Raw genomic sequence first — 26,619 nt, forward strand, 5'->3', positions numbered from 1 at the left:
CATGCTGAATGTCCTGTTTTCGATACTGACCAGCCGCCTGGCGTGGGGCTTCGTCGGTATCACAGCGTTATCATTTATCATTTGGGTCATCGGTCCGGTGTTCTCGATAGTGGATTCCCGGCCGCTGGAGTCTGAACAGAACCGCATGATCAGTATTGCGCTGCTGTATGTGGTCTGGGGCCTGAGTCAGGCGATTCCACGTCTGTATAACTACTGGCTGAACCGCAAACTGATGTCCAGTCTGGAGACCAGCAAACCGGACGCACCTGAGGAAGAGCGCAAACGCCTGACCAGTGAGGATCAGGTGCTTGCCAGTCGCTTCTCTGAAGCGACAGAAATGCTAAAAAAGGCGCATTTTCAGCGCCAGAGCAGCAAGGGCGCCCCTTTCTGGGCGCAGCGCTTCAGCCATCAGTACCTGTACCAACTGCCGTGGTACATGATTATCGGTGCGCCTGGCGCGGGTAAAACGACGGCGCTGGTGAATTCCGGTTTGCAGTTTCCGCTGGCCGATAAATTTGGCAAAGCGGCCTTACGCGGTATTGGCGGAACACGAAACTGCGACTGGTGGTTTACAAATGAAGCTGTCCTGCTGGATACCGCAGGACGCTATACCACGCAGGAAAGTCAGCAGGAGCGTGATGCCAGTGAATGGCACCATTTTCTGGCGCTGTTGCGCAAATACCGTGGCCGTCAGCCTGTAAACGGCGTCATTGTGACACTGAGCGTGGCTGATCTGTTGTCGCAGTCGCCCGACGCCATGCGTAATCAGGCGATGGCGCTGCGTCAGCGCCTGATGGAACTTCACGATCAACTGGGCATTCGCTTTCCGGTTTATGTGCTGGTCACTAAAGCTGACCTGTTAAAAGGTTTCCGCAGTTATTTTGCCAGCCTGGATAAAACACAGCGCGAACAGATTTGGGGATTTACCTTCCCATGGGCGAAAGCCTCGACAGCGGATTTCGAACTGAGCAGCCAGTTCCAGCAGGAATATGCTCTGTTGCAACAGCGGCTGGATGCCGGGCTGGCGGATGTTCTGCTGGCGGAAAGTGATGCGCAGGCGCGGGCAGAAAGTTATCTGTTCCCACAAGAATTTGCCGCGCTGCGCCCACAGTTGGCTGAAGCGCTGGATATTCTCTTTGCCCGTTCTGATTTCGAAACGCAGTTTGCGCCGCGCGGGATCTATTTCGCCAGCGGCACCCAGGAAGGGCTGCCATTTGACCGTGTGATGGGCGAACTGACACGTGCACTGCACTTGCCGGGCCAGCAGCAGGGCGAGTCAGGTAGCTGGGACAAGGTGGATAAAGAGGCCCCGATTCCGCAGAACAAAGGCCAGAGTTTCTTCCTGAAAGGGGTGCTGGAAAACGTCATCTTTCAGGAGTCGGGCCTGGCGGGCAGCAATCGCTGGTGGGAACTCCGTAATCGCGTAGGGCTCTGGTCGGGCTACCTGGCCTTGCTTATCCTGGTGCTGATTGCGGGGACATTGTGGCTGATCAGCTACAACAAAAATAAAACTTATCTGCAGGAGATGGCGGCCAAAACGCCGCAGGTCGAGCAACTGGGTGACAAACTGCAAAAAGAGGTGAACGGTAACCTGTTTGCGCTGGTCCCTTATCTCAACACGCTGTTGCACCTGCCGGAAAGCGCGTCTTTTTCCCTGGAGCATCCGCCGCTGACGCGTCGCATGGGGCTGTATCGGGGTACCGAAGTGAGTGACGCCACGCAGGCGTTATACGATCGCGCACTTAAACAACTGTTGATGCCACAAGTGGCGCAAAATATTACCCGCTGGTTACGCAATGACAACGGCAGCGATGCCGATTACAGCTATGAAGCCCTGAAGGCTTATCAGATGCTGTATCAGCCAAAGCACTATGACGGTAAGTTTCTTCAGGCGTGGATGATGTTAAATATCTCCCGTGAACTGCCTCAGGATGTGACGCAGTCGGAGGTGAAACAGCTGGCGTGGCACCTGCAGCAGTTGCTGGAAACACAGATCCAGTCCTCGCCCTATGCGAAGGATGACGCGCTGGTAAAGCGCGAGCAGGCGCTGATTAGTCAGATGCCGCTGTCACAGCGCGTTTACGGACGCCTGAAACGCCTGCTGGAACGCGATAGTGCATTGTCACCCGTGACCCTGGCTGCCCTGGGTGGTCCGCAAAGCGAACTGGTGTTCTCACGTAAAAGCGGTAAATCCGTGAATGAAGGCGTGTCCGGACTTTTCACGCCCGACGGCTACTGGAACCACGTTGATAAAGAGATCGCCCCCGTTACGGATGCCCTCTACAAGGATGATATCTGGGTGCTGGGTGGCGAAACGGCCCATGAAGACAGCAAACAAACCGATATGGCGGTGCGTCAGCTGTATATTCAGGACTATATTCGCCAGTGGGAGCAGTTTCTCAGCGATATTCAGCTCAACAGCAGTGCCGATTTAACGCAGCGTATTAATACCGCACGTCTGTTATCCAGTAACCATTCCCCGCTGCGGCAACTGGTTATTAATTTGAGTAAACAGCTCACGCTGACGCGGGCACAACCTGACGACAAGAGCGCGAAAAATGCCGCAGCCGCGTCAGATAACAGTGCCACGCGCACGTTACAGGCACTGTTTACCTCGCCGCGCTCGAATGGTGAACAGGGTGCGGTGCAGCAAACGCCTGAACAAGCGGTAACGGCCCATTTCGCACCGATTATCGAACTGGCACAGCCATTGCAGCAGGGCAGCAAAGTGCTGGCCGTGGATGATTTCCTGAAGCAGATTGACGACCTCTATCGTTACCTCACGGCCGTACAGGACGCGGCGAACAGCGGAATGCCACCGCCCTCCAGTGATGCGATCAGCCGTCTGCAGGCCAGCGCAGGCCGTTTGCCTGGCTCGCTGCAAAATATGGTCTCCGGTATGGCTGTCGGTGCCAGCAGTGATGCACAGCGTCGCGATATGGATAACGTCCGCAAGCGTATTACCATGGAAGTTGGCAGTTTCTGTCGCCAGGCGATTGCCGGCCGCTATCCATTAGTGCGCAACGCGCGAAGTGAAGTCACGCCTGACGACCTGGCGCGCATGTTTGCGCCAGGCAGCGGACTGATGGACAGCTTCTTCCGGGACAATCTGGCCAGTAAAGTGGATACCACCCGCGCGGCATGGCGTTTCACGCCGGGCATTGATGGTAAAACGTTACCGGGGGGCGAAGCGCTGCTGCGTCCGTTCCAGCAGGCTCAGTCGATTCGCGATGCGTTTTTTGCCAATGGTGCCACCACGCCTTCTTTCCGCGTGACGTTGCGCACGGTAAAAATGGACAACGACATTCTTAATATGACGCTGGACGTGGACGGGCAAATCTTACGCTACAGTCATGGTCCACAGGCGGTGCAGTTAGTCAGCTGGCCCGGTCCGGGGGGAACCAGTCAGGTGCGCATGCAACTGGGCCTGACGAATGGCACGACCTCCACGCTGACCACCAGCGGGCCATGGGCGCTTAATCGCTTCTTTGACCGCGCACAGGTCACCTCGGTCGGCGGACTGACGCGCGAAGCCAGCTTTAATGTGGACGGCCATAATGTGACGTTGTCCTTTACGCCGGGCAGCATCAGGAACCCCTTCCAGCTCCCTGCATTTAGCTGTCCCTGAAACAGGATCTGACTATGACTCAATACGCAGCACCTGGCTGGTACGGCAAACTGCCCAGTTCGGGTGATTTCGTAAAACGACGTTTCCCCGATACCCTGCAGCGCCAGTGGTCGAACTGGTTTCAGGTAGGATTGCATCACTGGCAAACCAGTGCGGAAGGCGAGCATTCCGCGTCCCGGGCCTTTCTTAAAGCGCCCGTATGGAATTTTGTCATACCGCCCATGTTAGGTACGCAGCTGATTCAGATGGGCTGCCTGACCGCCGCCCGCGACAGCGTCGGGCGACATTATCCGCTCTGTGCGTTGCGCTACTTTACGCCAACGGAATGGGCCCCGTTATTGCTGGCCCGCGCCGGTGACTGGTATCACCAGATGGGCAATACCTTGTTGCGGGCGGTTCAGGAGGGTGGCACGCCCGAGCAGTTTGATCAGGCGTTGTTAAGTATTCCCCTTCCACAGCCTCAGGAAGGCGAAGCCTCATCGGATATCTTATCGGTGATCGGCAGCGGGGAGAATAATGCCTCCACCCTGAGCTGGAATTTGCCATCACAGAGTTTTGATCCCCAGTTTCAAAGCAGTTTTTGGTGGACCAATCAGAGCGACGGTTTTCCGCTTTATACCCATGTCCACAGCGGCAACCTGACAGCGCAGTTATTTTCGCTGTTATTCGATCCGGCGGGCGGTGCAAAGCCCGGGCGAAATGGACTTTATCCTCCTATGTTTGAATCCTGAGGCGAAACGGATGAGTATTGATATTGACACGTTGCTGATACCGGTAAGCCACGATAATCCCTGCGGGGATAACCTGGAATACGATGCGGATTTTCAGGCGATGGAACAGGCCAGCGTAGGCAAAGCCGAGCAGCAGTTCGGCAATACCATCATTCCGGCCGAACCGGCTGACTGGAACAAGGTCGAAAAGCTGGCACTGGATTTAATGAGCCGCAGTAAAGACTTACGCGTCATGCTCACGCTGACGCACGCCTGGACTCGTCTCAAAGGGTTGCCCGGCTATGCACAGGGGTTGCAACTGATTGAGCAGGCCATGTCGCAGTACTGGGAAACCTTATGGCCACGTCTGGAAGAAGATGGCCAGCCCGATCCTTTTTACCGCATCAATGCCCTGGCCGTGCTGGGCGACCAGTCAGCCCTGGCGGGCGCGGTGCGCCAGTCGTGGTTGCTGCGTTATGCTTCCGACGGGATTACGCTTCGCGATGCCGCTGCATTATGTGACGGCAGTAAAACGGAAGTGCCAGACTACCCTGGCGGCCTGCCGCGTCTTAATGATGAACTGGCGCGAGGCGAGCAACCCGGCGTTGCGGCCATTCAGGACATTGGCGAACGTTTGCAGCGCATTCGTAGCCTGGTGACTGAAAAGCTGGATGAAACGGCCTTACCGGATATGAGTCAGCTTCAGCGCAGCTTCGCCATGCTGAATGAGCGTTGCCAGGCCACCGATATCGGCGCGTTACAGTCTCTGGTAGCGGCCGTACAGTCTGCACCGGAAACCGAAAACCCAACCGCGCCCAGGGCCGCGTCGCGCGCCGCTACAGACTGGCGCAGTGCTCAGCTTAACTCGCGTGCTGAAGCGCAGTTAATGCTGGAGAAAGTGAAACAGTACTTTACGCAGCACGAGCCCAGCCATCCGGCACCGTTGATGATTGACCGTGTACAGCGCCTGATCGAACTCGACTTTATGGACATCATTCGCGACCTTGCGCCGGATGGTGTACATCAGTTAGAAAACATTTTTGGACGCCGCGACTAAGCTATCAGTGAAGTCTTAACGCAGCGAGACCTGCGCGCCTCCTGCGAGCCAGTAACCGCGCATTATTTATGGAGAGAACCATGCCAACAATGAAGTCCAGTGGGCAGAAATTTATCGCCCGCAATCGCGCGCCACGCGTTCAGATTGAATATGACGTGGAAGTTTATGGTGCAGAACGAAAAATTCAGTTGCCCTTCATCATGGGCGTACTGGCCGATTTAGCCGGTAAGCCGCTGGAGCCGCAGGCCAGCGTTGACGACCGCAAATTCCTGGAAATCGACATCGATAACTTCGATGAGCGCATGAAAGCCATGAAGCCACGCGCTGCATTCCAGGTCGACAATACGCTGAACGGCGACGGCAAACTGAATATTGACCTGACTTTTGAAAGCATGGACGATTTCTCCCCGGATGCCATTGCCCGTAAAGTCGAACCACTTAACAGCCTGCTGGAAGCACGTACTCAGCTTTCAAATCTGCTGACCTATATGGATGGCAAAAATGGCGCTGAAGAGCTTATCGGCAAAATTCTTCAGGATCCGACCCTGCTGCAGGCGCTGACGCATGTGCCTAAGCAGGCGGATGCCGCAGAAGGGAAGGAGGAGCAATAATGAATCAGACTTCTCAACAACCCCAGTCACAGGGCGATGCCAGTTTTAGTCAGGACGAGTTTAGTGCCTTACTGAACAAAGAGTTTCGTCCAAAGAGTGATCAGGCGCGCGAAGCGGTAGAAAGCGCGGTGAAAACGCTGGCACAGCAGGCGCTGGAAAATACGGTGACCGTTTCCAGCGATGCTTACCGCACCATTCAGGCACTGATTGCTGAGATTGATGAAAAGCTGTCTCAGCAGGTCAATCAGATTATTCACCATGAAGAGTTTCAGAAGCTGGAAAGCGCCTGGCGCGGTCTGAGCTATCTGGTGAATAACACGGAAACCGATGAGATGCTGAAGATTCGTTTCATGAGCATCTCTAAACAGGAGCTGGGCCGCACGCTCAAGCGCTATAAAGGCGTGGGCTGGGATCAAAGTCCGCTGTTTAAGAAAATCTATGAACAGGAATACGGCCAGTTCGGTGGCGAGCCGTTCGGTTGCCTGGTCGGCGATTACTACTTCGACCACAGCCCGCAGGACGTTGAGCTGCTGGGCGAGATGGCCCGCATCGGTGCGGCCGCGCACTGTCCGTTTATCACCGGTACCGCGCCAGGCGTTATGCAGATGGAATCCTGGCAGGAGCTGGCGAATCCACGCGATCTGACCAAAATCTTCCAGAATACCGAATATGCCGCCTGGCGCAGCCTGCGCGAATCGGAAGATGCGCGTTACCTGGGCCTGGTAATGCCGCGCTTCCTGTCTCGTCTGCCTTACGGCATTCGTACCAACCCGGTTGACAGCTTCGATTTTGAAGAGCAGACCGATGGCTCGGATCACAGCAACTACAGCTGGACCAACGCAGCTTATGCGATGGCGGCCAACATCAACCGTTCATTTAAAGAGTACGGCTGGTGTACCTCCATCCGTGGCGTGGAATCAGGTGGCGCAGTGGAAAACCTGCCCTGCCATACGTTCCCCAGCGATGACGGCGGCGTGGACATGAAGTGCCCGACCGAGATCGCCATCAGCGATCGCCGTGAAGCCGAACTGGCGAAAAATGGCTTTATGCCGCTGGTCCACCGTAAAAACTCAGACTTCGCCGCGTTTATTGGCGCACAGTCGCTGCAAAAACCGGCGGAATACCATGATGCGGACGCTACCGCGAATGCTCGTCTGGCTGCCCGTCTGCCGTACCTGTTCGCCTGCTGCCGTTTCGCTCACTACCTGAAGTGCATTGTGCGCGACAAAATTGGTTCATTCCGTGAGCGTGACGATATGGAACGCTGGCTGAATGACTGGATAATGAACTATGTCGATGGTGACCCGGCTAACTCTTCACAGGAAACCAAATCACGCAAGCCACTGGCTGCGGCGGAGGTGAATGTGGAAGAGCAGGAAGACAACCCTGGCTACTATGCGGCGAAATTCTTCCTGCGCCCGCATTATCAACTGGAAGGATTAACAGTGTCGCTGCGTCTGGTATCGAAGCTGCCTTCGCTGAAGTCGAACGAGAATTAAATTTTTTTGCAATGTAAAGCACGTCCAGGTGGCGTGCTTTTTCAGACGATTAAGCATGACCTTTTTCATTTCAAAAATTCTGTTGCCCGCAAAATAAACCTTTTCTGAAAATACTGGCTCCGGTAGAAGGTCTACGGGTTTCGACCGGGCTATAAAGGTATAATGGCAGGCTACTTAATCAGATATTTTGCTGTTCCATGTCGGCCAGATAAATAATTAGCTCAACTGTTCTGTTATCGCTGTGAGAATGGATAGGGGTTAAGTCATCAGCCTGCAACAGAATGAACGACATAATTAAATTTAGCGTATTTACGACGGATGCCTTGTGTGCGTCAGCATTCATTTGACATACCGATACGGCAAGAAAATCTCCTGCTGTTGCAGTTTATTGTAGTGGGACCCTTCGGGAAGCCTGTAGCACTCCCGAAGTCGAGGCAAAAGTAAAATATGGACTGTTTTATTCAGCCCCATGCTTTTCTCTTTGCCATATAGATGCTTTTTCGAAAGCGACAACTTTTTCCATAACGAAGAGTAAATATTATGGCTATTGATATGTATTTGAAAGTAGACGGCATTACGGGTGAATCTAAAGATTCTAACCATACCGGCTGGATTGATATTACCTCTTTCTCCTGGGGCGCTAATCAGCCGGGTAATATGAGCGTGGGCGGCGGTGGCGGTGCTGGTAAAGTTAACTTCAACGACCTGCACATTAATGCCAAAATCGACAAAGCGGTAACTGCACTGCTGAAAAACTGTGCCAGCGGTAAGCACGTTTCTAAAGTTGAAGTGTCAGTTTGTAAAGCGGGCGGCACGCAAATCGAATACACCCGAATCACCCTGGAAGATGTGCTGGTAACCAACGTTCAGTTCGTGGGTTCAGAGCACGATGACACCCTGGGCGTAACTTATGCATTCCAGGCTGCGAAAGTGAAACAGCAGTACTGGGAGCAGAGCTCTTCTGGTGGTAAAGGTGCAGAAACCAGCGCGGGCTGGAACATCAAAGAGAATAAAGAAGCGTAAGAAAAAACGCCTCCTTATCGGGAGGCGTTTCTCGCTAAGTGGTTTTTTCTTTTTATGCGTTAGGCTCCCAGCCAATTTACAAGGATTTCTCTGGATCAGATTCATTGGGTGGAGATAGTAAATGAGTATTACAGGGTCAGTTGGTATAGGTGGCCGTAATAATTACGGCGATGTAAAAACGGTACAACGGCTTTTACAAAATAATGGTTTTCCCCAGCTTCGTGATGACGGCAGAATTGGGCCAAAAACTATCGAAGCTATCAAAAGTTACCAATCACGTTTCATGTCACGGCCAGATGGTTTGGTTGATGTTCATGGTCGGACCTGGAATAAATTATCTAATTCTGAAAAAACTAACCGAACGCAGCCCACACCAGAAGAAAATCGCCATCTCAATTCAGGTCGCTTAACTGTAAATGCAGGGCAAATAACTTTTGATGCAGAAGGTAATGATTGGCCTAACAGCCCAGGATTTAGTCGTCATATCCATTGGCCTAAAGGGGCTTCTGGCGTAACAATCGGACGTGGTTATGATATGGGTGGGCGTTCTGGTGAGACGGTGAAAATAGACTTGATCCAGGCTGGTGTTCCGCAGGAACAAGCTATTCTTCTGGCAAGAGGCGCTCGATTATCACCTTCACAGTCAGACAAGTTCGTAAAAGAACACCGTAATGAGTGTGGTATTATTACTCGTGAGGCTCAAGCTAAATTATTTGAAATGATATACCCTAAATATCTGGTTAGAGGGCAATCAATTTATCTTAGTAAAACTTCTGGCTTCCCAGAAAGAACCCCTTGGGAAAACCTTAAACCTCCTATAAAAGATATAGCTGTAGACTTTGTATATCAAGGACTGGGTTTTGAAAGAACCATGAAAGCCTGCATGTACAACGATATCGATAAGTTAATACATTTTATTGAAAATAATGCCCAAGTAAAAAGTTATGAGGGTGGACGCCAACGAGCAAATTATCTGAGAAAACATAAATAGGCGGGAGTTTTTATGTGCAAGCAATATATTTATAGTTTGGCTTTTGTTTTTTTTATATTTGGTCATTCAGCTTATGCGATGGATGATTGCTCTAAGGAAACAAGTGATCCTGCAGTGTTTACTTGTGCTGAAAAAAACAAAAACACTGCAGAGCAAAAGTTAAATAATGAGTACTCGGCGGCAAAGAAACGCATCGATAAAGTCTTTCAAAACGAAGCGGAAGTCAAAAAAGAATATTTGAATATATTTCTTGAGTCACAGCGAAGCTGGCTAAAATATCGCGATGGGCAGTGTAAGTTATTTGCGCATGTTGCCGATAAAAACAGTAATCCTTATACGGTATTTACGAATAATTGTATTGCAGAACTTGATGAGGCAAGAACGAAACAGTTGGAACAGATCCCGTACGATTGATTTTTTTAATATGCACCTATTGTAATCCAGGTGCATATTATATTGTAACGCTTTAGTAACTCTATCTATTTTTATATCCCGCCTTTCTCCCCGAGAGACGCGCGATATAGATGTCGAAAAGCTAACCGCAGGAATCCGTGATGCGCTTTACGATAATAACCGCTAAACCCGGCCATCAACCGCCGCAAACCAGTTTTGATTTTCTTCCTCCCGGCGGCACAATTGATCGTGGTGTGGATAACAATCTGGTACTGCCCGACGACGATCGCACGATTTCCCGCCTGAAGGCGATTGTGCTTATCACTGCTGAAGGTGAATGCCGCCTGACGAATCGCGGTAACGTGACGCGTGTGCTGTTAAACGATATCCCACTGGAGCAGAGCTCTTCTGGTAAAGGTGCAGAAACCAGCGCGGGCTGGAACATCAAAGAGAATAAAGAAGCTTAATAAGATGCGCCTCCATCAGGAGGCGCCCTTTACACTAATCTGTTAAAGCTGAGTCGAGAGGGATTTGACGTGACTACAATACAGATAAGCCAGAGCGTTGGTTTAAGACAACCTAATAAATCACGTGATGTTAAAACCGTTCAATCATTATTAAATTCCAATAAGTCTGTTACACCTCACTGGTAGTGAATTAAAAGTTGATGGTTTTTTGGGACCAAAAACTATTGATAAAATAAAAATATTCCAGGAAAAGATTGTGGGTCTTCGCAACCCGGACGGTATTGTTTCACCCCGGGGGCCTACAATGCGTAGGTTACATGGAAATATTACGCCGGTCAGCAATATAAAAATTAAGCCTCGATACTACAGCCTCTGCTGTTACTGATGAAATGTATGTTAGTATGGCGAAAGCATTAAATTGCGAACCAGCAGCAATAAAAGCAGTTGTGATGTCGGAAACCAAGCAAAGTCCATTCGATTCATCAGGTCGGCCGACAATTCTATATGAAAGGCACTATTTCAGTAGATTAACAAATCACAATTATGATGCAACTCATCCTGAAATATCAGGAAAGCCATACGATCATTATGGTAAATTTAGTGAGCAATACGACTAATTAAACAAAGCAATAGCACTTGATCGTGCAGCAGCGCTCCAGTCAGCTTACTGGGGAGCATTCCAAATTATGGGTAGTAATTATGTCACTTCGGGTTACGAAAATATCGAAGAGTTTGTCAAAGGAATGAATACTATTCCGGGGCAGGTATACGCTTTTGTTAATCATGTTTCTCATACGCCGACTCTTTTGAATGCAATCCGAACGAAGAACTGATCAAGTTTTGCCAGATACAACAATGGTAGTGATTATAAAAAGAATAATTATGATGTTCATTTATCAAGAAATTATGACAGAGCCATGCATAATTAATTCAGGATTTTATATAATATGAAAATCTTCAATCTAATATTGTCTTTACTTGTTATTAGCCCTATAGCGAATGCTTCCATAACTCTTTCTAAACCTCATTCAAATGATTATGAAAAGACTATTATTCAGGAAGCTCAGCATGAAGGTCTTGAGCGAGTTGAATTAGATAAAAATCAAACTTTCGATTTAATCAAAAATGGCAAAGTATTAGGTACTCTTGTACAAGGAAAAGGATGGGTAAGAGAAGTTCAGCCTGTATGTTTTATTGCCTGGACAAAGGATAGTAAAAAATCTGATCAGTTTATCCAAACAATCGGTCAAGGGGATTGGGAAACAGTAGGTTGCCATAAAGTTGATTCAGTTGGCCTTATTTCAAAAAAAGACGATCCTGCTACGAAAGTTGCGGTTATTTATACCACTGAAGCCCCTGATCACTATGCAAATGATTATTACATTTTGGGATTAAAAAGTGGTGATAACAGCATCTATTACGATCAGAGTGTTACTGAAAAGTTTCAAAATTCATATATAAAAAATCTCTCTGAACTGCGTAAGGCTTATCAAAAGTAATTTTAATTAAACCTCTTTAGCAAAACAACCAAGGTTATATGTTAATTTTAATTAAAGGGGTTTGCATATGAGATGTATGATTAAACTCCTTTGTACTATTAGTGGAAATTGATGAATTTTCCGCTATAGAAAATTTCTGCAACGATAGCAACGAGCAGTAAGTATACGCTTGTACAGAAAGAATCATTAATAAGACGAGAGGCAATTTAACAAAGAATGCCAGGCAATAAAATTAAGGATCAATGATTTTATTATAGCCCTTTCAAAAGCTAAGATAAGTCTCTGCAGCTTTTTACTGAATCATAGCGTCCATGGCTTAAATGCCGCCATGAAGGATTGCGCGTTCGCCTCACTGACGGCGGATAAGAACTCTGCCGCGAGCATGGCATACAAAACACCTGTGCAGCAAGTCTGGACAAACAAATAATTAATAAGTTGAGAAGAATCCCTTACAGTTAATGTTGTATTTTGAAATATTTTCTTTTACTTTATCCCACTTTCAGGTGTCCATCATGCAGAGAACCGGTTATTTGTTACTTTTTATCGCGTCGTTGGTCATGTCCTTAAAGTGTTTTTCTGAACAGGAATATTCTTTAAATCTTAATGGTAAGTGGAAAGTTGAACATGTATATGTTGACGAGGATGTTGCCTCTGCGAAGCTGATAACGCTAATTCCTGATGATCCGAATCTAAAAGGACGTATATTTGAATTCACGTCGGATAAAATAAAGACGTCTATACAGCCAGATAGTGGCTGCGAGTTCCCAGATTATCATTCTATGAATGTGACAATATTAAATCATTTGATGAGCAGTACGACAGAAGGGGTGCAATATGACCCTGCTAAAAGCTATTCTCTGCCGGTCAAAGGAACGCTGAATATACATCCTTATAGTATTCATTGTCAGAATGGGAAGATCAGTCCTTCAGGTGAGCATATTGAACACTGGCTTGTGAAACTTAATGTTAATTTGGTATTACTGAACTGGGATAACCAGTCTTACATATTACTAAAAAAGTTATCAGATAATGCCAGATTTTCACCTTCGTTCGCGTGCGAAAGGGCAACGAATGATAGTGAAAAAACGATTTGCCATGATCCAGATTTGTCTTCCTGGGATGTGAGTGTCGCCGAGGCATATAATATTGTATTAAAGCAAATTACAAATACAGGTTTAGATGCCAAGATACGTTTAGCTCAGTTCCATCAAAACCAAAAGCACTGGCTTGACGCCAGAAATGCGTGTTCTGCTAATTCTACCTGTATAAAGAAAAAAATGCAGGCTCGTGTTGCCGAACTTATTGAGCTTGCGAAGTCATAAATAAATGCCTTTTTAAACAAGCACGTTTCATATCACGGTCAGATGGTTTGGTTAATGTCCATTGAAAAAATGGAGTGTACTTTCTCGCTCAGGTAACAATACCAGTAAAGTTTTACCTCCTGGGAAAGTCGATGATCCAAATGTTAATTCTGGCCGTCTTACTGTTAATGCGGGACAAATTACATTTGATGCCGAAGGTAATGACAACATTCATAGTCCTTATTTCAGTAGGCATATACATTGGCCAGGATATAACTCAGGGATAACCATTGGAAGATGGTTACGAAATGGGCGGAAGAAGTTCAGGTGAAATTTATTCTGATCTTTTGATGGTGGGGGTTGAGTAAGAGCAGGCAAGGCGTCTTTCTTTAGGCTCTACAAAAAAAGGAAGTGCGGCACATTCCTGGGTTAAAAAATACAGGGATGAATGCGGCATCATATCACGTAAGTCGCAGGCAAGGCTCTTTGAGATTATTTACCGAATCTATGTAAGTCGTGCTAAATCTTCTTATCTATCTATAACTGCCAGTCATCACGAAAGAACGGACTGGGATAAGCTGAAGCCCGCAATCAAAGATATTATTGTGGATTTAATTTATTAAGGTGCAAGTTCGACGATAAATATGCAGGCGGCTATGCATAATTATATCAATAAATTGGCAGATTTTACTGATAGCTCAGCATATCTCCAAAAGTTTGAAAAGGGTCGTCATCGTGCTCGTTATCTCAGAAGTAGACGATAGATAAGAGGTTACATGGAAAAGATATTGCTTTCTACTTTGCTCGTAGTTGGTATGCAAGTGCTTAATCCGGTTTATGCTTTAAGTGATTGCTCACAAGGAAATAATGATCAAGAGGTTTACTCCTGTGCAGAAAAGAATAAATCTGAAACAGAAGTGATGTTGAATAAGGAATATAAAGCGGCTAAATCAAGGGTTCAGGAGCTTTATAAAGGCAATGATGAGGAGCTTAATAAGTACATAAGCACGTTAACTGAAGCACAACGGGCATGGTTAAAGTACAGAGAAAATGATTGTGAACTTGCCTCTTTTGCAGCGGATAAAGGTAGTGATGCAAGTCTTTCTTATATCAATATCTGCATGTATGAGCACAATGAACAAAGAATTAAAAAGTTAAAGATGATACCTTATCATTAATTAAATTATAATAATCAATTCCTCTGGGGTGCATTTTTATTTTCAGCTGTCGTCAAGTGAATATAGCATAGGATAAGTGATGTCTTTTAAAAGATCTGACCTTATTAATGCTTAAAAATAGATCGTAAATGTATGCACCTCTTTTTGGCAAGGCAGGGTTGGATGTTTTAGCTCGTATTAAAAATTTTACAGAGGAACTCTTGCAGTTCATGCTTTAAATCTTTCAAGTTCATCAATAGTCCATGAGTGGCAAACGGCAGGTGTAGGTGCTATTCGAGGATACTCAACTTACGTTGATGCAGCAGCTAAGGCCGCAAGATTCATGAAGTATGGAGGTTGGGTTGCTATCGGTTTCAGTGCATTGAACACAACTAATGATGTCTATAAAGGATGCACAGTTGATCGCGAGAATGAGTGTACAAAAGTTGCTGTAAAAGAATATTCGAAGTTTGCAGGAAGTACAGTGGCTGGTTTTTATGGTGGGGCGTTGTCAGCTTCACTTGCCACAGGCGCATGCGTTGCGTTGGGAGTGGCAACTGGCGGAGTGGGTGCCTTGGCTTGTGGTATAGTTGGTGGTGCCGCAGGTGGATATGGTTTTGGTGAAGCCGGTGGAAAAGCCGTGGACTTTATCATGGATAAGATCTTATGACATTATATGATATCACCATGTATACGATTATTTTTTTATTTTTCCTTATTGGTTTTTTGCATATTTATGCCTCTTTTCTTTTTAAGAAAAACAGTGAAAAATACGCTAAGATAATTCGTGAATTTAATAATGCAGGTCTCCAGCTTGATACTACTACTAAATTTTCAAGTAACTTGGGGTTTTATGCAAATTATCAAAAGATTTCATATTTATATCGCCTTCAAAAAGGTGTGAAAATGAAATTCAGACAAAATGAAGAAGTAAGGGAGGAAGCTTATAATTTTATTCAGTCGCAACCAAAAAATATGACAGCGTGGATCGCTGATTTAGTTGTTTTTTATAAAGCTATATTTGCCCTGACTGCGGTTTTTGGTTTTCTTTTGTTTTTCTTTGTTTACATACTCAACTAGTTTGCCGATTAATTAAAGTGAGAAAATAAATCTCGAACTGGTAATGATGTTTTTAGGTGTTTACGTTTTGCGGGCTTTACACTTTCACCTTTTAGGTCATTCCTGGATGATAGCGTTCTACTTCCGAAAATTAAAATTCATAACTTGGGTTAACAAGTATGTTGATATTAACCATAGTCAAACATTCCATCTTAACGACAGTAAAGAAGTTGAAGCGCTTATTCAGGAAAGCGCTTGAGTTAATACGACGTAATCTGTTTGTTTCATCGCTTGGTCTGAAAATGGAAAAGTTATAGACCATTTTATTGAGACAATAGGCCCGGGTAAATGACCGTAGGCTGCCATTAGTAATAATGTGCAAGAAGCCTACACATGTTTTAATGATGAAATGAACGTTACTGAGTTATCATTTAAACAATGAAGACCAGGCAGCACAATCCACTAAGCCTCTATATCCCGCCTTTCTCCCCGAGAGACGCGCGATATAGATGTCGAACAGCTAACCGCAGGAATCCGTGATGCGCTTTACGATAATAACCGCTAAACCCGGCCATCAACCGCCGCAAACCAGTTTTGATTTTCTTCCTCCCGGCGGCACAATTGGTCGTGGCGTGGATAACAATCTGGTACTGCCCGACGACGATCGCACGATTTCCCGCCTGCAGGCGATTGTGCATATCACTGCTGAAGGTGAATGCCGCCTGACGAATCGCGGTAACGTGACGCGTGTGCTGTTAAACGATATCCCACTGGAGCGGGGACGCCAGGTAGAATTGCAGGACGGCGATGTGCTGGGCATTGATGACTACCGCCTGCTGGTTAACGATCTTAACGGTGAACAGCAACCCCAGCCGTCGCCTGTCGTGACGGCTGCACCAGCCAAAGCGCCGGTCATGAACGATGCGCCACCGGTCGCTGCACCAGTCACTGCCACAGCAAGCACGGCGGCCATTCCGAGTGAAATCTGGGACAGCCTGGCAAAAGAGTTTTCCATTTCAGACGATTTGTCGAAGCGTAAAACGCCGGCCCCCGATATGCCAGATGCCAATCCGTTAACTTCGACGGCGGCGAACCGTAATCCGGAAGATCCGCTGGCACAGTTGATCAGCGATAAGCCGCTGGATATCGGGCAGCAGCCTAAAACCAGCAGTCTGTTTGATGAAGGCGATGCGCTCTTTGCGCAGGAAAGCATCTTTGATGATCGTACGCCGAGCACCTTATCAGCCCAGCAAAATGCTCAAGGACAGCCGAAAGTCGAGGCGCCATCGGGCGATCTGGATCCCCTGAATCTGTTTGGCAGTCAGAATACGCCCGACCCACGTCATCATGACGATCCTCTTGGATTAATGATGAGCGGCGCGGTGCCGCTGGCGCAACCTGAGGTGCCGGTTACACAACCTGAAGCACGGCCAGCCCCGCAGAAACCGGCCCCGCATCCGCAAACGCCTGAGCCTGCTCCCGAACCGCGTGAAAGCGCGCCGGTTGAGCTGGCCGAGTTAAGCAGCTCACCGCTGTTTGATCACACTGAAACGCAGCCCACTCACGATCCCGTATTCGAAACCGAGCCGGAGCCTGCGCAGCCTGAAGGGGCGCAGAGTCCCATCGATTACGGGGGCATTACGTTACCGACGCCGCAGGCGGTTCAGCGTGCGCCTTCGCCGACGCCAAAAGGACGACTGCGTATTGATCCGGTTGCCTCGCACAACAATAACGGTGGGGCAGAGCAGACGACAGGAAACAGCAGTAGCGGTGATGCGTTGAAAGGTGAATTGCTGGATGCGCTGCTCGAAGGCATGGGTCTGCAGGATCTGCAACCAACGCCGCAATTCGACCGTGAGCAGATGCGGCAATTTGGCCAGATGCTGAGCATGTTTTCACAGGGAACGGTCGCGCTGCTCTCGTCGCGCTCAATTTTGAAACGCGGCGTGAAGGCGGATATGACGGTGATTCTCGACGACGCGAATAACCCGTTTAAACTGTTGCCCTCGGGCAAGACCGTGCTGATGCAGATGTTTGGAAGCCGTATGCCAGGTTTTATGCCACCACGTCAGGCGGTACGCGATGCGCTGATTGATTTGCAGGCCCATCAGTTGGGCATGATTGCCGGTATTCGTGCGATTATCGCCTCCATGCTGCAATCGTTTAATCCCGATCAGCTGGAAGAAGAGGCGCGTCAGAACGGATCAATCTCACGCATTGGTCTGCTCGGTAATCGCAAAGCCGCGCTGTGGGAACATTTTGTTCAGCGCTATGGCGAAACCGCCGGTGAAATCGAAGATGACTTCCATACCTTGTTTGGCGAAGCCTTCTTGCACGCGTACGACATGGAAGTAAATCAGTATAAAGACTCTCAAACCCACACGGATGACGCATGAATATCTCTACTGCTTCCACGTCGAATCAGGGCGACCGCGCCACCAATCAGGATCAAACCGGTGAGCGCATCGGTGAACGTTCGGCCTGCTTTGTGGTGTGCGATGGTGTGGCAGGGTTTCCTGGCGGTGATGTGGCAGCGAAAATTGCGCGCAGCAGCCTGATGGAAGCCTTCGATGGCAATGCGCACCTGGATGCGCAAACTATCCGCGATTACGTCAATTATGCCAACGACGCAATCCGGCAACAGCAAAAAGCCAACAGTCAGCACAGTCGCATGGGCACCACGCTGGTGAGTTTGTTTATCGACAGAGACTATGAGCTGGCTTACTGGGCCCACGCAGGCGACAGCCGCCTGTATCTGTTTCGCCGCGGCTATCTCTATCATGTCACCACCGATCACAGCCTGGTGCAGCAAATGAAAGATGCCGGTCATCAGACCGAAGGCATCAACAGTAACCTGCTTTATTTCGCCCTGGGCATGGGCGATGAACAGCGTGATGCCAGCTATAGCGACGTGGTGCCTATTGAAGACGGCGACGCCTTTCTGCTGTGCACGGACGGCTTCTGGCATGGCGTCACGCTGGAACAAATGCAGCAATCGTTGCATATGGTGAACACGCCAGAAGAGTGGCTGACCCTGATGCAACAAATTATCAAAAACAGCCAACCGCAGGGTGGTCAGCAGGACAACTTCAGCGCCATGGCTGTCTGGGTAGGTTCCCCGGAAGACACCACTTTATTGCACTCGCTGTCAGATGCGGCGCAGTTTTTCCCTCTTCGAGATTGAGAACGCCAACATGAAATATGGATTAGTGGGCCTGGCTGCAATGCTGTTGAGTACCCATGCCTTTGCTGAGAACTATCGCATTGTGCAGTCGCCAACTCAGAAACTGGATGTCTGGATTGATGATGTTAAAGATAACCAGCTCGCAAGCTGGTGTAAGAGCACGGTGAACCTGCGCATTGTGACGCACGGGGATAAAGATCCTTCAGTATTAAATGATTTTCTGCCGCGTGTCGCCGGATTAATGGGCTCGCAATGTAAGCCGCTGCAACAACTGCACTGGACATTAACCGATACCGAAGGTGCCCAACTGGGTAACGGCAGTGCGGCAAAAGCGCAGCAGTGGAAAGTGGTTATCACACCGCCGGCAACCTCACAGCCTGCTTCAGCTGCCACTGCACAGCAGCAGGCACCGGTGACGCAGACGCAACCCGCCGCGCCGGTCGTGCTGAATTCTCCACCCGCCGATACCACGCCATGGCTGCAGTTCAGTTTGCTGGATGGCTGTCATTTCCGGACCTGGTGGCATCAGCCCGCGCAGTCAAGTGCCGTCTTCGTGCCCGCTAAGCAGGGCGTGACCTGTGGCAAAGATGGCTGGCTAAGCGGTCACAGTACCTTAACGGAAGTGGGCAAGGGCCAGAGCAAACCCGTCTCTGTCAGCTTCTTACAGGGTTTCCCGGTGGCGGGCCTGAGCGACAAACAACAGCTTGATGAGCTGACGATTACCACGGTCAACAGCGAGCGCATGGTGCTGAGCGATGAAAAATCGCCAGACAGCTGGCTGGTGCTGCCGTTCAGCCCACAATTCAACGGCTGGCAGGCGGTGAATCAGGTCGTTGTGGCGATGCCTGCCAGCGAAGCCGCAGATGAAAATGCCCTGCGGGCGCGCCTGCAGGAAGTGCGGAAAACCTGGTCACCGTGGCTGAGCAGCCCTGCCTCAATCAAAGTGCAGTTGGTGGAAAAACTCCATCCGGAACTGAAAGATCCGGCCGCCGCCGTCTATCGCACCATCAACTAAGGCATAAGGAGTTTGAATGGATTCTTTACAACAGCGTCTGGCTAACGCCTCTCTGGCAGAAAACCTGGCCAGCATTACCGCGCAAATCCAGGCAAACCCTGCGGATGCCGATTTACGGGCTGCCTTCGTCCAGCTGTTGTGCCTTGCCGGTAACTGGAAGCGGGCACAGACACAACTGAAATCCTGGCTGGCGATGCTGCCGCAGGCGCAGCCCACCGTAACCTTGCTGCAACAGGCAATTGCGGGCGAAGTATTACGTGAGGCTGTCCTGCGCGGCGAGGCCGATCCCCAATTGCCTGGCAGTGCCTGGCCCTGGTGCAATCTGATGCTGGCCGCGTTGAAAGCCGATATCGCCGGGGATAGCGTAGCAGGGGCGACACTGCGTGCTCAGGCGCTGGACAGCGCAGAAGCGAGTGCCGGTCGTGCCGTTGCGCAGGAGGGCGAAAGCCCGTTCGCCTGGCTGATGGACGGCGACAGTCGCTTCGGACCGATCTGTGAAGCGATTGCTAATGGTCGCTATTACTGGATCCCGTTTGCGGCGATCGCGGAAATGGAATTCCAGGCACCAGCAAGCGTGACGGATCTGGTCTGGCGTCATACGCGTTTGCAACTGGTGGATGGCAGTGAGCAAATCTGTCAGATCCCGGTTCGTTATCCTCTTCAGGAAGGCGCAGACGAACGCTTCCTGCGTGCCAGCATCACAGAATGGCAGGCACTGGACGGTGACGAAGGGCAGTTCATTGGGCACGGACAAAAAATGTGGCTCAGTGACGAGGCAGACTTTCCCTTACTGACGCTGCAACAGATGATTTTCAACGAAACTGAGTTACCTCATGAGTCGTAACGACAATTCATCCGGTGACGGCTATTCACAGCTGCATGGCGGCTATCGTTCGCGTAAAAATCGCGAAACGCTGACCGCGCGCGATAAGCTTCAGTCATCGCTGCTGGACAGACTGACGGATGATGCACCCGAGAAAGCGACAGAATCGGGCAACAGTTCGGTGATTACCCACAGCACGCTGCGACGCAATGTACTGCGCGATCTTCAGTGGCTGTTCAACACCATTAACAATGAAGCACAGCACGATCTTAGCGGGTTGAATGAGGTGCAGCGCTCTGTGCTGAACTTTGGCGTCGCGCCGCTGGCCGGACAGAATATTTCTGACATTGAGTGGCAGGATATGCAGCGGAAAATGACCGATGCCATCCTGCATTTCGAACCGCGTATTATACCGCAGGGCCTGCAGGTGCGCTGCGTCAGCGATCTGACCTCCCTCAGCCTGCACAACGTTTTGTCGATCGAGATAAAAGGCCGGTTATGGTGCGTACCTTACCCGCTGGAGTTTCTGTTCCGCACTCAGGTGGATTTAGAGAGCGGCCATTTTGAACTACAGGATGCAGGTTAATCATGGACAGCAAGCTGCTCGATTATTACAACCGTGAACTGGCCTATCTGCGTGAGATGGGCGAGGAATTTGCTGCGCAGTATCCGAAAGTCGCAGGACGGCTCGGGATGCGCGGCATTGACGTTGCCGATCCCTATGTCGAGCGGCTGATGGAAGGTTTTGCTTTCCTGACCTCCCGTGTGCAGCTAAAGATGGATGCGGAGTTTCCGCGCTTTTCGCAGCGCATGCTGGAAATGGTGGCGCCCGGCTATCTGTCTCCCACGCCGTCCATGGCCATTGCGCAACTGACGCCGGACAGCCGGAAAGGCGATATCAGCAATGGTTTTTTAGTGCCGCGCGGCACGATGATGGAAAGCCAGAACCTGAAAAAAACCGGTGTCACCTGTAGCTACAGCACGGCACATGATGTGATGCTGCAGCCGCTGCGCATCAGCGATGTCTCCCTGGGGGGCGTACCGGCGGATATTCCGCTGGGAGAACTGAAGGCACGCGGATCGTCCGGGGCGTCCAGTGCACTGCGCATCCGTATGACCTGCGAAGGCATTTCCTCGCTGAGCCAGCTCAGTCTGGACGACATTATGTTTTTCCTCAGCGGCCCGGATATTCAGGCGCTCAAGCTGATGGAGCTGCTGATGCAGCATCGTAGCGGTATTATTTTGCAGTCCGTGGAAGCAAAACCGCAGCGCCAGTCGCTGCCAGACGATGCGCTGGAGCAGGAAGGCTTTTCGCCGGATCAGGCGCTGCTGCCGGATGACCTGCGTAATTTCGATGGCTATCGTCTGCTACAGGAATATTTCGCTTTCCCGGCACGTTTCCAGTTTGTCAGCCTGCGCCAGCTCGCGCCGTTTTTGCGCCGCTGCGACAACACACAGTCTTTTGACATCGTTATCCTGCTGGATAAAGCCGATGCCGCGCTGGAAAGCGTGGTCGACAATACGCACCTGGCGCTGCACTGCACGCCGGTGATCAACCTGTTCCCGAAAACGGCTGAGCGACTCAAAGTCAGTGACAGCCAGCATGAATATCATCTGGTGGTCGATAACATCCGCCCACTGGACTATGAAATTCATTCGGTGAAGCGGCTGTTTGCCTCGGTGGAAGGGCAGCGTGAAGAGCAGATTTTCCGTCCATTCTGGAGCACCTTCAGCCACGATGGCGGCGATTACGGCGCCTATTTCTCGCTGCGTCGCGAACAGCGCACACTGTCCGAACATGCGCTGCGCTATGGCACCCGCACAGGCTATATCGGCTCTGAAGTATTTTTGTCGTTGGTCGATCAAAACCACACGCCGTGGAACAGCGATATCCGCTACCTGTCTGCCGAGGTGATGTGTACCAGCCGCGATCTGCCGTTAATGCTGTTACAGCAGGAACAGGGCAACTTTGTTATGCCCGACTCAATTCCGGTCGGGCAGCTTACCTTATGCAAAGGGCCCACGCCGCCACGTCCCGCGCTGGCCGAAGGGCTGTCAGCCTGGCGGTTAATCAGTCATCTGCAGATGAACTATCTCAGCCTGATGGACAGCAGTGAGGGGGAAGGCGCGGCGGCCTTGCGCCAGATGTTGAGTCTGTATGCGAGCCTGGCGGAAACACCGCTAACGCGCCAGATCGACGGCATACGGCACTGCAACCTGAAAGCCGTGCACCGTCGCGTACCGGAACCGGGCCCGGTGGTCTTTGCACGCGGCGTGAGCATCGCGCTGGAAGTCGATGAACAGGCTTTTTCAGGTGCCAGTCCGTGGCTGTTTGGCAGCGTACTGGAGCGCGTCTTCTCTCGCCTCGTGGCGCTGAACAGCTTTACCGAATTCACCCTGAGCAGCCAGCAGCGCGGCGAAGTGGGCTACTGGCCACCGCGCATGGGTAAAAAGGCGCTGCTATGAGTGAAACGGCGCACATCATTCCCTTACAGCGGGCCGTTCGCCTGCCCGATGATTTCTGGCAGGCGGTCATGGCCGCTCCCTGGCGCTACGACCTGTTTCAGCTGTTGCGTAAGCTGGATGCCCAGAGCGGTCAGCGTTATGCCTTAGGTAAAGCGCCGCTGCCAAAATTTGAAGCCGTGCGCATCGGACAAACCCCTTCGCTGGCCTTTGCACCGTCCACCGTGTCACAGGTTAAACCGCGCGAGCAGGACGACCGTTATGACGTGGCCATCTACAGCTTTGGCTTGTTCGGCCCTAACGGCCCGTTACCGACGCACTTAACGGAATACGTTCGTGGCCGCATCGATCACCATCAGGATCACAGCCTGAGCGCCTTTGCCGATCTGTTCCACCATCGCGCCACCTTGCTGTTTTACCGGGCCTGGGCGAATGCTCAGCCCACCAGCTCGCTGGATCGCCGTGATGACCGACGCTTTCAGGATTACCTGGCCTGCGTGGCAGGCATTGGCTTACCGGCTCAGCAACAAGCCAGTTCGCTCAGCCTGCATGCGCGCCTGATGCTGTCCGGCCACCTCAGCCGTCACGGTCATGATGCCGAAGGCCTGGTGCGGATTCTGCGTCATTACTTTGGTGTGCCGGTGATGTTGCAGCAGAACGTGCCGCAATGGTTAGCGCTGGACAGCCGCGATCAGGCGCGGTTGTCAGCAGGACGCCACATGCCGCGGCTGGGTGAGTCCGCTTTCCTTGGCGTGGCCGTACGTGATGTGCAGCATCGCTTCCGCCTGCGCATCGGACCACTCAGTGCCGAGCAGTATGAACGTTTTTTACCCAATGCTCAGGGCGCGTGCGAAGTGCGCGACTGGGTACGTCACTATTTAGGGATTGAGATGCAGTGGGATCTCAGCCTGATCCTGGCGGCCGACGCTGTGAAAGGGGTAACCCTGGGCGGTGAGGCGCGGCTGGGCTATACCAGTTGGCTTGGACAGCAACCGCAGCCCATAGATCGTGAAGATTTTGCTTTTGAGGTTGAGGCCATGCCGTAACGGCGCAACCGCTTTCCCCGATATTTAGCCGCTTCTTTCATTAAAGAGAACCGATATGTCAGAAATCAGCCGTGCCGTACTATTTGGCAAACTGGATACGCTGTTATTTACCTCGCTTGAGAGTGCGACCGCCTTCTGCAAACTGCGTGGCAACCCCTACGTGGAGCTGGTGCACTGGCTGCATCAGCTCATGCAGCAGCAGGATGGCGATCTTCAGCAGGTGATTAAGCACTTTTCACTGGATGAAAACGCGCTGACGCGGGATATCGTCGCTGCCCTGGACCGCCTGCCGCGCGGCGCCAGTGCGGTCTCCGATCTCGCAGAACACATCGACAGCGCCGTTGAACGCGCCTGGGTTTATGCGTCGCTAAAATATGGCGCGAACCGCATTCGCGGCGGGCATCTTCTCATCGGGATGTTGAAAACCTTTAATCTGGCCAGCGTGCTGAAAGGCATCTCGCCGCAGTTTTCGCGCATCAATGCCGATGCGTTACTGGCGCAGTTTGATACCTTGCTGGCGAACAGCAAGGAGGTTCAGCAGGCCGTTGTGCCGCCTGTCGGTGAGGCCGCCGCGCCAGCGGCAGCGGGCACCAGTACGCTGGTGCAGTATGCACAGGATCTGACGGCCCGCGCACGGGACGGAAAAATCGATCCGGTCGCCGGCCGTGATGAAGAGATCCGCCAGATGGTGGATATTCTGATGCGCCGCCGCCAGAACAACCCGTTACTCACCGGTGAAGCCGGCGTGGGAAAAACGGCGGTGGTAGAAGGGCTGGCGCTGCGCATCGCGGCCGGTGACGTACCTGCACCGCTGCGCGACGTACAACTGTGGCTGCTGGATATCGGTATGCTACAGGCTGGTGCGGGCATGAAAGGTGAATTTGAAGCGCGCTTACAGGCGTTGATCAACGAGGTGCAATCCAGTCCCACGCCGATTGTGCTGTTTATTGATGAAATTCATACACTGGTAGGCGCGGGTGGACAACAGGGCACAGGCGATGCCGCCAACCTGTTAAAACCCGCCCTGGCCCGTGGCCAGCTGCGCACAATTGGCGCAACCACCTGGGCCGAATACAAAAAATACATTGAGAAAGATCCCGCGTTAACCCGCCGTTTCCAGACCGTGCAGGTGCAGGAGCCGGATGAAGCGAAAGCGATCCTGATGCTGCGCAGCACCGTCAGTGCTCTGGAGAAACATCACCAGGTACTGCTCCTGGATGAAGCCGTCAGCGCCGCCGTAAAGCTGTCTCACCGCTACATTCCTGCCCGTCAGTTGCCGGATAAAGCCGTGGCGTTACTGGATACCGCCTGCGCCCGCGTGGCCGTCAGCCAGGGCGCTCAGCCGCCTGCGCTGGAAGATTGTCTGCACCGCCTGGCGGCGCTGGACATTGAAGCAGACATTGCGGAACGCGAAGCGAAGGTCGGGCTGAGCGATGAAACCCGTCAGGCCGCCATTGCTGCGCAACGCAGCGCACTGGAGGCCGAGCGTGATGCGCTGGACGCCCGCTGGCAGCAGGAGCGCGAACTGGTCGAAGAGTTGATTGCACTCCGTGCCCGCTGCGTGACGGAAGGAGAAGCCTCGCTGCGTGAGGCGCTGGATCACACCCGGCAGAAGCTGCAGGCGGTACAGGGCGAAGCGCCCCTGCTGTTTGCCGCCGTGGATGCCAGTGTGGTCGCAGCGGTGGTATCTGACTGGACCGGTATCCCACTGGGCCGCATGGTGAAGAACGAAATCGACGCTGTGCTGAATCTGGCCGATACGCTGAACCAGCGCGTGATTGGTCAGCGCCACGGTCTGGATCTGATTGCCAAACGCGTCCGCACCTCGCGCGCCCGTCTGGATAATCCCAACAAACCGGTCGGTGTGTTTATGCTCTGCGGCCCGTCGGGCGTGGGCAAAACCGAAACCGCGCTGGCGCTGGCTGAGTCGCTTTACGGTGGTGAACAGAACATTATCACCATCAACATGAGCGAGTTCCAGGAAGCGCACACCGTATCAACCCTGAAAGGTGCGCCTCCGGGCTACGTCGGTTACGGGGAAGGTGGCGTACTGACGGAAGCCGTCCGCCGTCGCCCTTACAGCGTGGTACTGCTGGATGAGATTGAAAAAGCCCATCCTGACGTGCACGAGCTGTTTTTTCAGGTGTTCGATAAAGGCTGGATGGAAGACGGGGAAGGCCGTCATATCGATTTCCGTAATACCATCATTATTCTGACCTCCAACGTCGGTACAGAACTGATCAGCGCTCTGTGCGCCGATCCGGAACTGATGCCGGAGCCAGAGGCTCTCAGCACCGCGTTACGTAAACCGTTGCTGGAGGTTTTCCCGCCTGCGCTGTTGGGCCGTCTGCTGGTGGTACCGTATTATCCGCTGAGTGATGAGATGCTGGCGGAGATTGTTAAACTTCAGCTGGGACGCATTGTCCGTCGGCTGGAAGAGAATCACGGTATTGAGGCCGTTATTGACGATTCGGTGGTCAGCCAGATCGTGCAGCGTTGTACGGAAGTGGAGTCTGGCGGTCGCATGGTCGACGCCATCCTGACCAATACCCTGTTGCCGCAAATGAGCCAGATACTGCTCAGCGCCCATGCCCGTGACGAACGTTATCGTCGTGTGCAGGTCAGCTGTGAGCAGGGCGAGTTTGTTTGCCAGTTTGCTGTCTAAAGCCGTTCGTTATCAGAGAGCGTTCGAA

The 26,619-nt window shown here is 51.3% G+C and carries 20 protein-coding genes and 3 pseudogenes; all 23 read left to right on the forward strand.

Annotated features, from left to right (window positions below):
* Nucleotide 1: 1 nt before the first annotated feature.
* Nucleotides 2–3,628 (forward strand): type VI secretion system membrane subunit TssM, encoded by a 3,627-nt coding sequence (gene tssM, locus C1N58_RS05505; RefSeq protein ID WP_394564664.1) that lies wholly within the window; start codon nucleotides 2–4, stop codon nucleotides 3,626–3,628.
* A 14-nt stretch (nucleotides 3,629–3,642) separates the two neighbouring features.
* Nucleotides 3,643–4,359: a type VI secretion system-associated protein TagF gene (gene tagF / locus C1N58_RS05510; RefSeq protein ID WP_033742168.1), complete on the forward strand. Its 717-nt coding sequence runs from the start codon at nucleotides 3,643–3,645 to the stop codon at nucleotides 4,357–4,359.
* 10 nt (nucleotides 4,360–4,369) lie between these two features.
* On the forward strand, nucleotides 4,370–5,395 hold the full coding sequence (tssA, locus tag C1N58_RS05515) for a type VI secretion system protein TssA (protein WP_394564665.1): 1,026 nt from the start codon (nucleotides 4,370–4,372) through the stop codon (nucleotides 5,393–5,395).
* An 80-nt stretch (nucleotides 5,396–5,475) separates the two neighbouring features.
* Nucleotides 5,476–6,006, forward strand: coding sequence for a type VI secretion system contractile sheath small subunit (gene tssB, locus C1N58_RS05520; protein ID WP_033742165.1), 531 nt, complete (start codon nucleotides 5,476–5,478; stop codon nucleotides 6,004–6,006).
* A complete protein-coding gene (gene tssC, locus C1N58_RS05525) occupies nucleotides 6,006–7,505 on the forward strand; it encodes a type VI secretion system contractile sheath large subunit (RefSeq protein ID WP_033742163.1) in 1,500 nt (499 codons plus the stop codon). Before tssB ends, tssC begins: the two co-directional genes overlap by 1 nt.
* A gap of 540 nt (nucleotides 7,506–8,045) precedes the next feature.
* A complete protein-coding gene (locus C1N58_RS05530; RefSeq protein ID WP_033742159.1) occupies nucleotides 8,046–8,528 on the forward strand; it encodes an Hcp family type VI secretion system effector in 483 nt (160 codons plus the stop codon).
* Nucleotides 8,529–8,649: 121 nt separating this feature from the next.
* Nucleotides 8,650–9,519, forward strand: a complete 870-nt coding sequence (locus C1N58_RS05535; protein WP_205956542.1) for a peptidoglycan-binding protein — start codon at nucleotides 8,650–8,652, stop codon at nucleotides 9,517–9,519.
* 12 nt (nucleotides 9,520–9,531) lie between these two features.
* The gene (locus tag C1N58_RS05540; RefSeq protein ID WP_052133231.1) at nucleotides 9,532–9,933 is read left to right on the forward strand and encodes a lysozyme inhibitor LprI family protein; all 402 of its coding nucleotides are present in this window, start codon (nucleotides 9,532–9,534) and stop codon (nucleotides 9,931–9,933) included.
* A gap of 140 nt (nucleotides 9,934–10,073) precedes the next feature.
* Nucleotides 10,074–10,313, forward strand: a pseudogene (locus C1N58_RS05545) (hypothetical protein); the annotation flags it as partial.
* Between the two features lie 515 nt (nucleotides 10,314–10,828).
* A pseudogene (locus tag C1N58_RS05550) lies at nucleotides 10,829–11,308 on the forward strand (N-acetylmuramidase family protein).
* 18 nt (nucleotides 11,309–11,326) lie between these two features.
* Nucleotides 11,327–11,878: a hypothetical protein gene (locus C1N58_RS05555; protein ID WP_394564666.1), complete on the forward strand. Its 552-nt coding sequence runs from the start codon at nucleotides 11,327–11,329 to the stop codon at nucleotides 11,876–11,878.
* Nucleotides 11,879–12,390: 512 nt separating this feature from the next.
* Nucleotides 12,391–13,200, forward strand: a complete 810-nt coding sequence (locus tag C1N58_RS05560; RefSeq protein WP_394564667.1) for a lysozyme inhibitor LprI family protein — start codon at nucleotides 12,391–12,393, stop codon at nucleotides 13,198–13,200.
* 755 nt (nucleotides 13,201–13,955) lie between these two features.
* Nucleotides 13,956–14,357 (forward strand): lysozyme inhibitor LprI family protein, encoded by a 402-nt coding sequence (locus C1N58_RS05565; RefSeq protein ID WP_394564668.1) that lies wholly within the window; start codon nucleotides 13,956–13,958, stop codon nucleotides 14,355–14,357.
* Between the two features lie 208 nt (nucleotides 14,358–14,565).
* Nucleotides 14,566–15,006: pseudogene (locus C1N58_RS05570) on the forward strand (hypothetical protein); the annotation flags it as partial.
* Complete coding sequence (locus C1N58_RS05575; RefSeq protein ID WP_394564669.1) at nucleotides 15,003–15,416, forward strand: hypothetical protein; 414 nt, start codon at nucleotides 15,003–15,005, stop codon at nucleotides 15,414–15,416. The pseudogene C1N58_RS05570 and the gene C1N58_RS05575, both read left to right, overlap by 4 nt.
* 518 nt (nucleotides 15,417–15,934) lie before the next feature.
* On the forward strand, nucleotides 15,935–17,791 hold the full coding sequence (gene tagH / locus C1N58_RS05580; protein WP_394564670.1) for a type VI secretion system-associated FHA domain protein TagH: 1,857 nt from the start codon (nucleotides 15,935–15,937) through the stop codon (nucleotides 17,789–17,791).
* Nucleotides 17,788–18,579: a PP2C family protein-serine/threonine phosphatase gene (locus C1N58_RS05585; protein WP_039338221.1), complete on the forward strand. Its 792-nt coding sequence runs from the start codon at nucleotides 17,788–17,790 to the stop codon at nucleotides 18,577–18,579. Before tagH ends, C1N58_RS05585 begins: the two co-directional genes overlap by 4 nt.
* A 10-nt stretch (nucleotides 18,580–18,589) precedes the next feature.
* Nucleotides 18,590–19,594, forward strand: a complete 1,005-nt coding sequence (locus C1N58_RS05590; RefSeq protein ID WP_039338307.1) for a hypothetical protein — start codon at nucleotides 18,590–18,592, stop codon at nucleotides 19,592–19,594.
* Nucleotides 19,595–19,610: 16 nt separating this feature from the next.
* Nucleotides 19,611–20,438, forward strand: a complete 828-nt coding sequence (locus C1N58_RS05595) for a type VI secretion system accessory protein TagJ (protein ID WP_110268310.1) — start codon at nucleotides 19,611–19,613, stop codon at nucleotides 20,436–20,438.
* Nucleotides 20,428–21,003: a type VI secretion system baseplate subunit TssE gene (tssE, locus tag C1N58_RS05600; RefSeq protein ID WP_039338225.1), complete on the forward strand. Its 576-nt coding sequence runs from the start codon at nucleotides 20,428–20,430 to the stop codon at nucleotides 21,001–21,003. The genes C1N58_RS05595 and tssE overlap by 11 nt, the downstream gene beginning before the upstream one ends.
* A 2-nt stretch (nucleotides 21,004–21,005) precedes the next feature.
* Nucleotides 21,006–22,883 (forward strand): type VI secretion system baseplate subunit TssF, encoded by a 1,878-nt coding sequence (gene tssF, locus C1N58_RS05605; protein WP_394564671.1) that lies wholly within the window; start codon nucleotides 21,006–21,008, stop codon nucleotides 22,881–22,883.
* Nucleotides 22,880–23,926 (forward strand): type VI secretion system baseplate subunit TssG, encoded by a 1,047-nt coding sequence (gene tssG / locus C1N58_RS05610; protein ID WP_054687598.1) that lies wholly within the window; start codon nucleotides 22,880–22,882, stop codon nucleotides 23,924–23,926. The genes tssF and tssG overlap by 4 nt, the downstream gene beginning before the upstream one ends.
* Nucleotides 23,927–23,981: 55 nt before the next feature.
* Nucleotides 23,982–26,591: a type VI secretion system ATPase TssH gene (gene tssH, locus C1N58_RS05615; RefSeq protein WP_394564672.1), complete on the forward strand. Its 2,610-nt coding sequence runs from the start codon at nucleotides 23,982–23,984 to the stop codon at nucleotides 26,589–26,591.
* Nucleotides 26,592–26,619 lie beyond the last annotated feature (28 nt).

It is taken from the genome of Pantoea sp. SGAir0180 (genome assembly GCF_043546245.1).